Source organism: Geoglobus acetivorans, from assembly GCF_039641995.1.
In the GTDB taxonomy this organism is placed as follows: domain Archaea; phylum Halobacteriota; class Archaeoglobi; order Archaeoglobales; family Archaeoglobaceae; genus Geoglobus; species Geoglobus acetivorans.
In genome coordinates, this window is the sequence record NZ_CP087714.1 from 100,681 (window position 1) to 112,899 (window position 12,219).

A 12,219-nucleotide genomic window follows, 5' to 3' on the forward strand; every position below is an offset into this window, starting at 1 on the left:
TTGCTGAATCGAGAATTTTAACATTATGTTTTTTTATACAATAGCAAATCGGAAATCGCGCCAAGCAGGCAGTGGGATTTTCCACTCCCAGTTGAAGGTTATTGGCCAGGGTATTTCCCCAGCCACTCATTATATACCTCAAGGTTCTATTCTGTAACCAATCAGCATTTGGCTGAGACTCAACAGCAGTCTCAACACCCAAATCCGAATAGATAGCTGGAGATTTATCCCGATGTTCTTTTTTAAACCCCATAAACAGAAATCATCTCAATGGTATTTTTATCGACCTGTGAAGACTACATTTCATTGACTTTTCACACATAAAACAGCAACAGAGTGGCGGAAAAGAAAACCCACTACATCATACCAGCACGGTAAACAAAATGTTTATTTGGGTTCTAACAGAAAATTATTACAATGATTGAGGCTCGTTATCGAAAAGCCATCGATGAATTCGTAAGAAGGGCCATAGAAGAATACGGCGATATGGTGGAAAGTATCATCCTCTTTGGTTCTGTTGCGAGAGGAGAGGCTAAAGAGGATTCAGATATAGATATACTGGTTGTCTGGAACGGGAAGAAAGCTGAGGGCTGGAGAGCTATGACCAGACTCGCCTTTGACGTGTTGCTTGATACCGGGGAGCACATATCTGTAAAAATCCTCGGTTCGGAGGATGTACAGCAAAAAACGCCATTTATAAGGAATGTGATGCGGGAGGGCATAAAGATTGCATGAGCTACAGGAAAAATACATAGGGATAGCAGAAGAGAAGCTGGAGGCTGCAAAATTGCAAAATATCTCTTTGAGGGTGGGTTTTACAGTGATGCCGTGAGCAGGGCTTACTACTCCATGTTTTATGCTGCTAAAGCACTTTTAGCCCTGAAGGATATCTAGCCCAAGGCTCACAGGGGTGTAATCTCAAAGTTTGGTCTTGAATTCGTAAAGAAAGGATTTGTAGAGGAAGTTTACGGATATGCTTTTGCTCATGCCAAAGACAGGAGAGAAGCTGCAGAGTACGATGTCGAAAGAAAAATCGACAGAGAAGAAGCAAGGGAGATAATTGAGGATGCCGAAAAATTTCTTGACAGGATAAAGAGAGCCTTGGAAGAGCTGAGGAAACCGTGAATGTTGAGGAGAATTCTTGGTCAGGTAAGAGGTCTTCTTCACAGGACATCAAATTTTACCGAAGCGAAAACAGGCGCTCTCTATTTCCGGCTGGCAATCCTCTTTGCCTCTTTTATCGCCTCAACGGCAACATCTTCTCTCAACCTGTAGCCATGTTTCAGCATTTCATGAAGAATATCCAGGAACCCGTCAAAGTCCAGCATACCCTCCTGTAAAGCCCTCAGCAGAACGAATACCGTCCCCCTTGGCTTCAAGCCGAGCAGTTTTGCAGCAAACCTTGCAGGTTTTTCGTCAACCAGAACCTCTTTTACACCGAGATGCTTAGCGAGTGAGAGAACAGCCTTCTCTCCCGGGTGAAGTTCCAACGCCAGGTTTACCATCTCAGCTTTCATCACTCTGATCCAGCCCTCGTTGATGGCCTTCTCGATAACATAAGCGTCTGCTTTTTCCAGCGCCTTTCCCCTATCCACAACCTCGATTTTCACTTCCTCAGGGATTACGACCTCGCCAAAAATCTTAAGCAAATGCAGTTTTCCTGCTTTTGCAAGGTAGATGAGCGGAGTTGCGTTGGAGACGATCATATGCCTTCAAGATCCTCTTCCAGATCTTCAGGGGTGTAGGGAACGTGTATTTCCCTCTTCTCAACCTCGCTTACTGCTTCCCAGAGCGATAAACCGCATCTCTCAGCCACCTGCCACAGGGTTATTTTTCCCTCCTCGTAATCCTTCAGGCTCCTCTCAATCAGCCAGTCTTTTGCAGCCCTTGTCAGAAATCTCCTGATGACAGTTGACCGATCCATACCCTCTTTTGCCGCAATATCGTCGATGAGCTTCGCAAGATCGTCATCAACCCTCGTTGTTAAGGTTACGGGCATGTATTAAAGTTATTCATTTTAATACTTAAGCATTGTGCAACACCACCTTCATCGCCCTTGTGTTATAACAGCAACAGAATTTTTCAGATATGCTCACAGAGTTTCAATGATCTTTCTCGCTTTCCCGTAAACTCCAACATTAATCCACATAACGTTTGCAAGCTTTTCCAGGTCTGCCAGACCCTCATTCTTTGAGATGAGGTTCTCCTTTATCGCTTTGATGATTACACCCAGCGACCCTACAACTTCCAGGCCCAAACCCAGAGCGAATTTCCTTGCGTCGGAATCATCAAGAAGAACCGGAACACCAAGAGATCTGGCTAAAATGATTGCACAGGCTTCTCCAAAATGTATTCCTGCCCGATCCGACAGGATGTCTGCACCAGACGGATCCTTAACAACCCTGATCCAGTCCATACTCTCGATCAGAAACGCATCTGGCTCCCCTCTCTCCTTCCCCCTGTCAACGACCTCCAGCTTTACAGTTTGCGGAATCAGTATTTTCCCAAATATTTCTTTCAGCAGGTGTAGCTTCCCGATTTTTGCGAGGTGTATGAGTGGACCAGCGTTGCTTACAGCACTCATTTCATCGCCCAGTACAGGTCAGCTTCCAAGTCTTGAAGATCATACTTGAACGGAATATTCCTCCTCTTCAGCTCTTCCAGAGCCTCACTGTATGTAATCCCGGCAATTTCAGCAGCCTTCCAGAGCGAGATTTTTCTCTCCCTGTAAAGTTCGAGTGCTTTTTTAATTCTGTATTCTCTGAGAGATTCAGCTATTAGTTTCCGCACGAAAGTCCCTTTGTCAATCCCCTCGTCTTTACTGAATTTTTCGATTTCATCGATAATATCCTTGGGTAGTCTTACCGAAGTTGTTACCAGTTTCATGATTACATTTTATTACAGTGTATACTTAAGCATTTTGTTCAGCAAAGAGCCAGTAGAGTGTCCAGAGGTCTCCAGAAAGAGCAAAAAAGAAGAATATTCTCAACGTCCAGCTCCGACATATTGGATTTACACTCTCCATAGAGCCCCCTCCGACGTTGTACAGCCCATCCTCTCTATGGGATTTGCTATCAGCTTCACTCTGTCCCTGACCTTAACCCCGAACCTTCCCTCAAGCCTGTTCTCAACTACCATCAAAATGTATCTGGCAGTCCCAACCAACTAACCACCAGAGATTCGCTAAACTAGGAGATTAATTTAAACGTGAAGCTTCTACTCAACCGTAACGCTCTTCGCAAGATTTCTGGGTTTGTCTATCTCGCAGCCCCTCTTCCTTGCAGTGTGGTAGGCCAAGAGCTGAAGTACAACGGAGTGGGTTATGGCAGAGAAGATATGTTCGGTTTTTGGAACTCGGATTACAAAGTCAACATATTTCTCCACTTCCTGGTCGTCTTCATCCGCTACTGCAACAACAACAGACTCTCTTGCCTTAACCTCCTTGATGTTATTAAGCATTATCTCGTAGGTTTCGTCAGGAACCAGGGATGCAATAACCGGAGTTTTCTCTCCGAGCAGTGCAAAAGACCCATGCTTGAGTTCACCGGCAGGATACGCCTCGGCATGAATGTAGGATATCTCTTTCATCTTGAGCGCACCCTCCATGGCAATGGGGACTCCTATCCCCCTCCCTATGTACATCATGTTCTCATAGCCAGAAATCAGAACTGCAATCTGTTCGATTTCACCTTCCCGCTCCAGAACCTTTCTGACAAGCTCAGGCATTGCCCTCAGTTCGTCAATAAGTCTGTTAACCTCGCTTCCCGGCAATCTTGAGAGTTTCAAGGCGATAAGATAAAGAACTATCAGCTGAGCGATGAATGATTTTGTGGCCGCAACGCTTATTTCTGGCCCGGCTCTCGTGTATAAAACGTGATCAGCCACTCTCGTCGCCGTACTTCCAAGGACGTTCACTATGGCAAGTGTCTTTGCTCCGAGCTTCTTTGCAATCCTCATCGCCTCAAGCGTGTCTGCAGTCTCTCCGGATTGCGTTATGGCTATGGTAAGGGCCCTGTGCATTGGTGGCTGGTGATATATAAACTCCGACGCAAACTCAACTCTGACCGGAATTCCTGTGAGTTTCTCAATCAGGTACTTGCCCACGAGGCTTGCATGGTAGGAGGTGCCGCAGGCAATGAACACAATTTCGGAGATGCCTGCTGAAAAGCTGGCATCCATCTCTATATCTTCTGAGAGGTACTCAAACAGCGTATCCTCAATAACCTTTGGGATTTCATGTATCTCTTTGAGCATGAAATGCTCGTAACCACCCCTCTCCGCATCCTCTATGCTCCACGGAATCATCTCAATCCTTCTCTCAACTCTCGTTCCATTATTCCACACTTCAAAGCCATCTCTGTTCAGAACTACCATATCTCCGTCTTCAAGGTAAACAACCCGGTTCGTGTAATCCAGAATGGCAGGTACGTCAGAAGCTATTATCCATTCCTCATCTCCAGCGCCAAGCACAAGCGGGCTCTTGTATCTCACTGCCACAAGCTCATCTTTTTCAGCATGGAGAGCAACAATGGCGTAAGACCCCTTCAGCCTTTCAACGGCCTCAATCACAGCCTCCTTCAAATCACCCCGATAGGATTCCTCAATAAGGTGTGCAATAACCTCGGTATCTGTTTCAGATTTGAACAGGTGACCTCTGCTTTCAAGTTCCTCTTTCAGCGATTGAAAGTTCGAGATTATCCCGTTGTGGACGACGGCAATTTTACCGCTGCAATCAGTATGGGGGTGGGCGTTTATTTCGGACGGTTTTCCGTGAGTTGCCCACCTGGTATGCCCCACACCCAGATTTCCCCCGGCTATGCTGTACGAGTCAACATCGCCTATCGCCCCCACCTTCTTTATGATCCTGATTTCGTTACCATCTCTGACTGCCACACCCCATGAATCGTATCCCCTGTACTCAAGCCTCTTGAGAGCGGAAATTATAACTCCATCTGCCCTTCTGAATCCGAGATAGCCAACGATTCCACACATTCACAACACCCTTGATTTATCGGGGAGTTTTCCGGAGAGAACCTTCAGGGGGGCAACCTCAACATCATTCCCCACAACCGTACCGGGCATTGCAGTTGCCTTGGCACCCATCCTGCACCTCTCACCTATGAAGGTCCCGGTTTCAATCCTAATGACCGCACCATCCACCTCGACTGATACTGCGTCCTTTACCGCAGTAAATCCCGGCATAATTCTCGTCCCGGAGTCGATCACAGAACCCTCAATTCTGCTACCGCTCCCGACTCTAACATTATCCCCGATAACGCTGTTCTCTATAACGGAGAAGGGTTCAATTTTCGTGTTGTTTCCTATGGAAACTCCCGGACCGATTACAGCGTTGGGCCCAATTTCACAGTTTTCTCCTATCATGACAGGTCCCTTTATGTAAGAACCGCTCCGTAACACGCATCCATTTTCCACAATCACGTCTCCGACAATCGTTACGCCACTTTCAACCTTTCCCGAGACCTTTCTACCCCTGAAATTGAGTGCATACTCATTTACAGCAGGAATATCCCAGGGATAAACGACGTCCAGCCATACACCTCTGGTCTCAACCGCCCTGAATGCAACACCATTCCCAATCATGGAGTTTACCACAGCCGTTAAATCCCTCTCATTCAAAATGTAATCGAAAATTGACGAGTCGAGATGATAAACACCGGTGTTGGCGAGGTAGCTCACAGTTTCCGACGGTTTTTCGACAATTTCGGATACAGTCCCGTCATCCCTTAATCTCAGGACTCCATACTTCGATACGCCCTCAATTACCTTGTAAACAATCGAATTTTTCTCATTAAGGGCACAGTTTATCGTTCTGACATCAATTATGTTGTCTCCCGGAACAAGTAAAAACTCCCCCTCAACGAATCTTTCTGCCTGCTTGAGAGCGTGAGCAGTGCCGAGCTGCTGTTCCTGAAAGGCGTACTCGATCTTGACACCGAATTTTTTCCCGTCTCCAAAGTAGCTCATTACTCTGTCCTTCCTGTAGCCAACAACCATTACGATATCGTGAATGCCAGCATTTCTGAGAGCATCAACCACATACTGGAGGATTGGCCTGTTTCCGACCTTGATCATGACCTTCGGCTTGCTTGCTGTAAAGGGCCTCAGCCTCTGGCCCTCTCCGGCTGCAAGAATGACGGCTTTCATACATCCCACCTAATACACCTTCGAGTTCGGTTCAACAACTCCATCAACAACAGCCCCTGGACCAATAAAAACGTTATTTCCTATCAGAGTGCCAACATTTATTGAGGCATTGATGCCGGTTTTGACATTGTCACCTATGGCTGCCCCAAATTTCTTCCTGCCAGTTATTACAACCCTGCCCTTAACATTCACAGCAATCTCCCCTTCGTCAAGTCTGAGGTTTGCGATCTTCGTTCCCGCTCCGAAATTGCAGTTTTCACCTATGACCGAATCTCCGATGTAATTGAAATGAGGAACCTTCGTGCTGCTCATGATTATCGAGTTCTTAACTTCAACAGCATTGCCTATGTGACAGTTATCTCCGATGGCTGTATAAGGTCTTATGTAGCAGTTGGGGCCGATTCTGCAGTTTTGCCCTATAACCACAGGCCCAACAATGTAGCTGCCGGCCATAATAACCGTTCCTTCCCCAATCACAACATTGCCCTTTATCACAGCCCCGTCCTCAACCTCGCCCTCAATCTTCGACTCAACATGAGACAGAAGAGTTTCATTTGCTTTTAGGAGATCCCAGGGGTAACCGACATCTATCCACCCTTCAATCCGGACCGCTTTGAATTCAAAACCATCGGCAATCGCCATCGTTATCGAGTCGGTGATCTCGTATTCTCCCCTAACAGAAAGGGGCGTTTTTTCCAGGTAATTCACGATCTCCCTTGTGAAAACGTAAATGCCAGCGTTTATCAGATTTGAGGGAGGATTTTCTGGTTTTTCAATAATTTCTTTCACAGAGTTGTTTTCTACATCTACCACCCCAAAATCCTGAGGATTTGAAACTTCACGGACCGCGATTGCGCTCTTTTCCCTCACGAGATGTTTTAGATCATCCTCAAAGACTATGGCGTCTCCATTCAGCATCATGAACCTGTCATCGAGGAGATGTTTCGCTGAGAGGAGTGCGTGGGCTGTCCCGAGCTGCTTTGTCTGCCTGACATACTTGATTCTCACACCTTCCAGTTCGTCGCCAAAGTGCTCTCTGACGGTATCTTCCCTGTACCCCACCACCAGCACAACTTCATCGACACCGGCTCTGGCAAGATTCTCAATTACGTGCTGGAGAATTGGTTTATTTGCCACTGGAAGCATCACTTTTGGCTTTGTGTAGGTTAGCGGACGCATTCTCGTCCCTTCACCTGCTGCAAGAATGACGGCCTGCACAGATAGAGTTATCGGATCTGCATAGTTAAAAAATTAACGGGAATTTATTCAAGAAAGGAGCAACATATAAATTTCTGGTCTGCTCAAACAGATACGTGAGAGTCAAAATAGAGGTTGTAAAAGTCGAAGATGAATGTGCTGCCAGCTATCAACCCAGAGACGTGTTCTACATGAATGGCTTCCTTATTGAGTCTGAAAAGCCCCTCTGTATTCATGCAGTCTTTGCTATCAGCCATGTAGCGTATGCTCTTTCTCATGGAATGGATGCCAGTGCTTTTGGGACAGAGGAAATATTCCTTTCCTGCCCTGATCCGGGAAAGCCATATGGAGATGGAAAGGTCATTTTCAGGCTTGAGGTGGTTGAATGATTCCGATCGCAAAGCCAGTTATTGGTGAAGAAGAGATAAACGGGTTTTCAGACATTAAATTTCTCACAAAAATTTGACCTGTCATAAGGCAGACATAGTGCTTTATTCGCCGTACAATTTGAAGAGAGCTATTTAGGCAATTTTTTTCTAAAGTCATGTCGAAAAAATTTAAATTAACCTAATGAGTATCTAAGAACGATGAAAGCTCTCATTCTTTCAGGTGGACATGGTACGAGGCTCCGTCCGCTAACGTACTCCCAGCAAAAACAGCTAATACCTGTTGCGAACAAACCCGTCCTTTTCTACGCCATAGAAGACGTTATAGAGGCAGGAGTGGATGAGATAGGGATAGTAACCGGTCCGAACAGGGAGCAGGTGATAGAAACTGTAAATTCGGCAGAGTGGGATGCAGAAATAACATTCATCCACCAGGGCGAGCCCAAAGGGCTGGCACACGCGATCCTGGTTGCCGAAGAGTTTCTTGGTGATGAGGAGTTCGTGATGTATCTGGGGGACAACATACTGAGGGACGGAATTGTGGATCATGCCCGGAAATTCAGGGAGAATGACCCTGACTCGCTCATACTGCTGACAGAGGTCGATGACCCATCCCGGTTTGGTGTTGCCGAGCTCGATGAGAATGGAAATGTGGTGAGACTGGTGGAGAAGCCGAAGATACCACCTTCGAATTTTGCCCTTGTTGGCATTTACTTCTTCAAGCCCGTTATAATCGAGGCCTGTAAGAGCATAAAGCCTTCATGGCGTAACGAGCTCGAGATTACAGATGCCATCCAGTGGCTGGTTGAGAACGGCTACTCCGTTGAGGCCTCAATTGTCAGAGGGTGGTGGAAGGATACCGGTAAGCCGGAGGACATCCTCGAGGCAAACAGGCTGATTCTTGACGACATCAGAGAGAGAATTTCCGGGGAAGTTGCTGACTCCACAGTTATCGGCAGGGTTGTTGTGGAGGATGGGGCAAGGATTGTGAATTCAACCATCAAGGGGCCGTGCATAATCGGCAGGAACACGAAGATTGAGAACGCATACATCGGCCCCTACACGGCAATCGGGAACGGTTGTGTTATCAGAGATACGGAAATTGAGGACAGCGTGGTGCTGGACGAGAGCGTCATAGAAAGGGCGGGCAGGATCGTGGAGAGCCTGATAGGCAGGGGTGTCAGAATAAAGAAGGACAGCATAAAGCCCTCAGGGCACAGGTTCGTCATCGGCGACAATTCAGAAGTGATCCTCTGAGGTGGAGCGATGAAGGTTCTGGTAACAGGAGGTCTGGGATTCATTGGGAGCAATTTTGTCAGGTATGTTCTGCGAGAATACAGGGACATTGAGGTTATCAATCTCGACGCAGTGAAGTACGGATCGAACCCGGACAATCTCAAGGACATCGAGGGAGACGAGAGATACACGTTTATCAGGGGAGACATAGCTGATTACGAGCTTGTAAAGGATCTGGTTAAGGGTGTGGATGCCATCGTCAACTTCGCTGCAGAGACACACGTTGACAGGAGCATCTCCAATCCAGAATCGTTTCTGAGGAGCAACGTGGTTGGGGTGCATTCTCTCCTTGAGGCAATCAGGAAGCACAACAGCAATGCGGTCTTCGTTCACATCTCCACCGACGAGGTGTATGGTGATATAATGGAAGGATCATTTAAGGAGGATGACAGGCTGAAGCCGTCCTCACCGTATTCGGCCAGCAAGGCTGCCGGAGACCTGTTCGTTCTGTCGTACGTAAGAACCTACGGCATTGATGCAAGGATCACGAGGTGTACAAACAACTACGGGCCATACCAGTTCCCGGAGAAGCTGATTCCCAAGACGATCATCCGAACGTTGATGGGTCTGAAGGTGCCGGTGTACGGGACTGGGCAGAACGTCCGTGACTGGCTGTACGTGGAGGACCACTGCAGGGCGATTGACCTGGTGGTGCAGGAAGGAGAGAAAGGCGAGATATACAACATCTCGAGCGGGGAGGAGAGGACGAATCTGGAGGTTGTTAAAACGATCTTGAACATGCTTGGCAGGGATGAGAGCATGATAGAGTTCGTTGAGGACAGACCCGGTCACGACGTGAGGTACAGTCTGGATTCCTCCAAAATAAGGGGGGAGCTGGGGTGGAGGCCGAGGGTCAGTTTCGACGAAGGAATCGAGGAGACTGTGAGGTGGTACAGGGAGAACACCTGGTGGTGGGAGAAGCTCGTGGATGAAAGAGTCCTGCATCCCACACCCTGGAAGCTGAAATGGTAAGTTCGGGTGAGATGCTTTGAATGTGTTCATCACGGGTGGAAGTGGTCTTCTGGGGAGCAAGATCGCAGAAATTGCGGTTGACAGAGGATATGAGGTTTATTCAGGATACCACAGCCACAAACCCGAGTTCGGTGAGGCGGTTAAACTTGACCTGTCAAGTCCGGAAAGCATCAGGGGAGTTATCCGCGAGGTGAGGCCGGACGTCGTCATCCATACTGCAGCTTTAACCGATGTCGATAGGTGTGAAAGGGAGAAAGAACTGGCACACAGAATAAACGCTGAGGGGACAAAAGTTGTGGCCGAGGTGGCGAGAGAGGTAGGTGCATTCCTCGTGTATGTTTCGACGGACTACGTTTTCGATGGTGAAAGGGGAATGTACAGGGAAGAGGATGAGACGAATCCCGTGAACCACTACGGCTACACGAAGCTTGCTGGGGAGAAACACTGTCAGGACTTCTGCATCGCAAGGACATGTGTTATTTACGGAGCAAGGCCGGCGAGCGGCAAGGTTAACTTTGCTCTGTGGCTGATTGACAGGCTTGAGAAAGGAGAGAGTGTCAGAATTGTCACAGACCAATATATTACGCCAACACTCAACACGAACCTCGCTAAGATGATCCTGGAATGTGCGGAGAATGAGCATAGAGGAGTTTTTCACCTGGCCGGAGCAACGAGGGTTTCGAGGTTCGAGTTTGCCAAGGAGATTGCGGAAGTCTTCGGTCTGGAAGAGAGTTTGATAATTCCCTCGAAGATGGAAGAGATAAACTGGATCGCTAAAAGACCGAGAGATTCCTCGCTTGACGTTTCAAAAGCTGCAAGATACTTGAGTGAGAAGCCCCTTGAGCTGAGAAAGGCTTTAAAGGTGCTGAAGGGAGAAATGGAGCGATAGTCATGCTCCCCGGCACAGTTATCAAACCCCTGAAGATGTTTTGTGGGTGAGGTCCTAAAAAGGTTTTTAAGATTTAAAAAAGAGGATATATCATGATTTCAATAAAGCGTGAGGTTCACGATGAGATCGTGAAGAGACTTCTCAACGAGCTTGAATACTATAGCGCAATTGTCACTAAATTCGAAAAAAAATACAGATGCTCACTGAATGAGCTGGAAAGAAGAATCGAGAAAGAAGGTGTGCCTTTAGACAGCCATGAAATCTGGGAAGACAGTATAGAGTGGAGAAACGCAGTTGAAGAGGTGGAAAAACTGAAGAAGCTTATCGAGGAGCTTAAATGACTGAAATTCTCAAGGAAGTTGCAAAAAAGTTGCTGGATTACGATATCGTACTGAAAGTGGAATTTTTTGGAACTAAGGTCAGGGCCTATCTGGTTCGCGGGTATATTTTTGACGTATACCACAACCAAACGCTCGGAAAATACAGCTATACGCTGATAAAAGAGGACAGACGGATAGCTGGTTGGGACAATGCACCTCACCATGTATCTGTTGAAACGTATCCAGACCACTTTCATGATGTTGATGGGAAGATTAAGCCATCTTACCTATCCGGAGACCCTTTGGAAGATTTGGATAGGGTTTTGAATGTAGTCAAGAATATCCTAGGGGAGGTGTGATTATGCTGCCGGGTATAGTTATCAAACCCCTGAAAAGGTTTGCAGACGAGAGGGGATTCTTCACCGAGATAATGCGGAAGGACTGGGACATCTTTCAGGACAAAATCGTTCAGGCGAACCTGTCCATCACGTATCCCGGAATCGTCAGGGCATGGCACAAACACGAGAGGGGACAGGTTGACTACTTCGTCTGCGTTAAAGGAGCCATCAAGATATGCGCATACGATGATGAAACGCAGGAGCTTGCCGAGATCGTCTCGACCGGAGAGAACCCGCAGGTGGTGAGGGTTCCGGGACACTACTGGCACGGGTTCAAGGCTGTTGGCAATGAACCTGCTATGCTGGTTTACTTTGTGAGCAGACTCTACGACTACGAAAATCCGGATGAAGTGAGGAGGCCGTGGAACAATCCAGCAATAGTTCCAAAAGTCATAAATGGACGAAAGGATGATCCAAGGTGTGGTAAGCCCTGGGACTGGTTTTACCCGCCACACAAATAATCCATGAAGTTACAGGCAAGGTCGAAGAGTGAGTGGTCTGTGCCATGGTGGAATGGTCGGTGTGAGGGTCTCTAACCGACTTTAAAAAATCAACAGGGGAAACGCCAGTGAATGCATGAGCGAGGTCAATCAACC

16 protein-coding genes and 1 pseudogene are annotated in these 12,219 nt (G+C 47.3%); 9 read left to right on the forward strand and 8 right to left on the reverse strand.

Annotated features, from left to right (window positions below):
- Nucleotides 1-417 precede the first annotated feature (417 nt).
- Nucleotides 418-735 (forward strand): nucleotidyltransferase domain-containing protein, encoded by a 318-nt coding sequence (locus tag LPQ35_RS00600; protein WP_193808644.1) that lies wholly within the window; start codon nucleotides 418-420, stop codon nucleotides 733-735.
- A 93-nt stretch (nucleotides 736-828) separates the two neighbouring features.
- Nucleotides 829-1,125: pseudogene (locus tag LPQ35_RS00605) on the forward strand (HEPN domain-containing protein).
- Nucleotides 1,126-1,205: 80 nt separating this feature from the next.
- Here the strand turns inward: LPQ35_RS00605 and LPQ35_RS00610 are convergent.
- The 8 genes from LPQ35_RS00610 to glmU (LPQ35_RS00645) form a co-directional block, all read right to left on the reverse strand.
- Nucleotides 1,206-1,706 carry a DUF3368 domain-containing protein gene (locus LPQ35_RS00610; RefSeq protein WP_346297653.1) on the reverse strand — a complete coding sequence of 167 codons (501 nt, stop codon included), beginning with the start codon at nucleotides 1,704-1,706 and terminating at the stop codon, nucleotides 1,206-1,208.
- The gene (locus tag LPQ35_RS00615; RefSeq protein WP_193808528.1) at nucleotides 1,703-1,999 is read right to left on the reverse strand and encodes a UPF0175 family protein; all 297 of its coding nucleotides are present in this window, start codon (nucleotides 1,997-1,999) and stop codon (nucleotides 1,703-1,705) included. Before LPQ35_RS00615 ends, LPQ35_RS00610 begins: the two co-directional genes overlap by 4 nt.
- Before the next feature lie 93 nt (nucleotides 2,000-2,092).
- Nucleotides 2,093-2,584, reverse strand: a complete 492-nt coding sequence (locus LPQ35_RS00620; RefSeq protein WP_193808529.1) for a hypothetical protein — start codon at nucleotides 2,582-2,584, stop codon at nucleotides 2,093-2,095.
- The gene (locus LPQ35_RS00625; RefSeq protein WP_193808530.1) at nucleotides 2,581-2,886 is read right to left on the reverse strand and encodes a UPF0175 family protein; all 306 of its coding nucleotides are present in this window, start codon (nucleotides 2,884-2,886) and stop codon (nucleotides 2,581-2,583) included. Before LPQ35_RS00625 ends, LPQ35_RS00620 begins: the two co-directional genes overlap by 4 nt.
- 126 nt (nucleotides 2,887-3,012) lie before the next feature.
- Nucleotides 3,013-3,138 carry a hypothetical protein gene (locus LPQ35_RS00630; RefSeq protein WP_346297654.1) on the reverse strand — a complete coding sequence of 42 codons (126 nt, stop codon included), beginning with the start codon at nucleotides 3,136-3,138 and terminating at the stop codon, nucleotides 3,013-3,015.
- A 78-nt stretch (nucleotides 3,139-3,216) separates the two neighbouring features.
- On the reverse strand, nucleotides 3,217-4,992 hold the full coding sequence (glmS, locus tag LPQ35_RS00635; RefSeq protein WP_193808540.1) for a glutamine--fructose-6-phosphate transaminase (isomerizing): 1,776 nt from the start codon (nucleotides 4,990-4,992) through the stop codon (nucleotides 3,217-3,219).
- Nucleotides 4,993-6,165 (reverse strand): bifunctional sugar-1-phosphate nucleotidylyltransferase/acetyltransferase, encoded by a 1,173-nt coding sequence (glmU, locus tag LPQ35_RS00640; RefSeq protein WP_193808541.1) that lies wholly within the window; start codon nucleotides 6,163-6,165, stop codon nucleotides 4,993-4,995.
- Nucleotides 6,166-6,174: 9 nt separating this feature from the next.
- Complete coding sequence (glmU, locus tag LPQ35_RS00645) at nucleotides 6,175-7,383, reverse strand: bifunctional sugar-1-phosphate nucleotidylyltransferase/acetyltransferase (protein ID WP_193808542.1); 1,209 nt, start codon at nucleotides 7,381-7,383, stop codon at nucleotides 6,175-6,177.
- Nucleotides 7,384-7,478: 95 nt separating this feature from the next.
- On the opposite strand from glmU (LPQ35_RS00645), the gene LPQ35_RS00650 reads away from it, so the two are divergent.
- From LPQ35_RS00650 to LPQ35_RS00680, 7 genes are all read left to right on the forward strand, one after another.
- Nucleotides 7,479-7,751 (forward strand): TIGR04076 family protein, encoded by a 273-nt coding sequence (locus LPQ35_RS00650; protein ID WP_193808543.1) that lies wholly within the window; start codon nucleotides 7,479-7,481, stop codon nucleotides 7,749-7,751.
- Between the two features lie 198 nt (nucleotides 7,752-7,949).
- On the forward strand, nucleotides 7,950-9,005 hold the full coding sequence (locus tag LPQ35_RS00655; RefSeq protein ID WP_193808544.1) for a glucose-1-phosphate thymidylyltransferase: 1,056 nt from the start codon (nucleotides 7,950-7,952) through the stop codon (nucleotides 9,003-9,005).
- Nucleotides 9,006-9,014: 9 nt separating this feature from the next.
- Nucleotides 9,015-10,016 (forward strand): dTDP-glucose 4,6-dehydratase, encoded by a 1,002-nt coding sequence (gene rfbB, locus LPQ35_RS00660; RefSeq protein WP_193808545.1) that lies wholly within the window; start codon nucleotides 9,015-9,017, stop codon nucleotides 10,014-10,016.
- A gap of 22 nt (nucleotides 10,017-10,038) precedes the next feature.
- Nucleotides 10,039-10,905, forward strand: a complete 867-nt coding sequence (gene rfbD, locus LPQ35_RS00665) for a dTDP-4-dehydrorhamnose reductase (protein WP_346297732.1) — start codon at nucleotides 10,039-10,041, stop codon at nucleotides 10,903-10,905.
- A gap of 92 nt (nucleotides 10,906-10,997) precedes the next feature.
- A complete protein-coding gene (locus tag LPQ35_RS00670) occupies nucleotides 10,998-11,246 on the forward strand; it encodes a hypothetical protein (RefSeq protein WP_193808547.1) in 249 nt (82 codons plus the stop codon).
- Nucleotides 11,243-11,584 (forward strand): toxin-antitoxin system TumE family protein, encoded by a 342-nt coding sequence (locus LPQ35_RS00675; protein WP_193808548.1) that lies wholly within the window; start codon nucleotides 11,243-11,245, stop codon nucleotides 11,582-11,584. Before LPQ35_RS00670 ends, LPQ35_RS00675 begins: the two co-directional genes overlap by 4 nt.
- 2 nt (nucleotides 11,585-11,586) lie before the next feature.
- Entirely contained in the window at nucleotides 11,587-12,084 is a 498-nt protein-coding gene (locus LPQ35_RS00680; RefSeq protein ID WP_193808549.1) for a dTDP-4-dehydrorhamnose 3,5-epimerase family protein, read from the forward strand.
- Nucleotides 12,085-12,219 lie beyond the last annotated feature (135 nt).

Coding starts and splice junctions, on each gene's coding strand:
- LPQ35_RS00625 (WP_193808530.1), bottom strand. CDS start 2,886: ATGAAACTGGTAACAACTTCGGTAAGACTACCCAAGGATATTATCGAT.
- LPQ35_RS00600 (WP_193808644.1), top strand. CDS start 418: ATGATTGAGGCTCGTTATCGAAAAGCCATCGATGAATTCGTAAGAAGG.
- rfbB (WP_193808545.1), top strand. CDS start 9,015: ATGAAGGTTCTGGTAACAGGAGGTCTGGGATTCATTGGGAGCAATTTT.
- LPQ35_RS00670 (WP_193808547.1), top strand. CDS start 10,998: ATGATTTCAATAAAGCGTGAGGTTCACGATGAGATCGTGAAGAGACTT.
- LPQ35_RS00610 (WP_346297653.1), bottom strand. CDS start 1,706: ATGATCGTCTCCAACGCAACTCCGCTCATCTACCTTGCAAAAGCAGGA.
- LPQ35_RS00615 (WP_193808528.1), bottom strand. CDS start 1,999: ATGCCCGTAACCTTAACAACGAGGGTTGATGACGATCTTGCGAAGCTC.
- LPQ35_RS00630 (WP_346297654.1), bottom strand. CDS start 3,138: ATGGTAGTTGAGAACAGGCTTGAGGGAAGGTTCGGGGTTAAGGTCAGG.
- glmS (WP_193808540.1), bottom strand. CDS start 4,992: ATGTGTGGAATCGTTGGCTATCTCGGATTCAGAAGGGCAGATGGAGTT.
- glmU (WP_193808541.1), bottom strand. CDS start 6,165: ATGAAAGCCGTCATTCTTGCAGCCGGAGAGGGCCAGAGGCTGAGGCCC.
- LPQ35_RS00655 (WP_193808544.1), top strand. CDS start 7,950: ATGAAAGCTCTCATTCTTTCAGGTGGACATGGTACGAGGCTCCGTCCG.
- LPQ35_RS00620 (WP_193808529.1), bottom strand. CDS start 2,584: ATGAGTGCTGTAAGCAACGCTGGTCCACTCATACACCTCGCAAAAATC.
- LPQ35_RS00675 (WP_193808548.1), top strand. CDS start 11,243: ATGACTGAAATTCTCAAGGAAGTTGCAAAAAAGTTGCTGGATTACGAT.
- LPQ35_RS00680 (WP_193808549.1), top strand. CDS start 11,587: ATGCTGCCGGGTATAGTTATCAAACCCCTGAAAAGGTTTGCAGACGAG.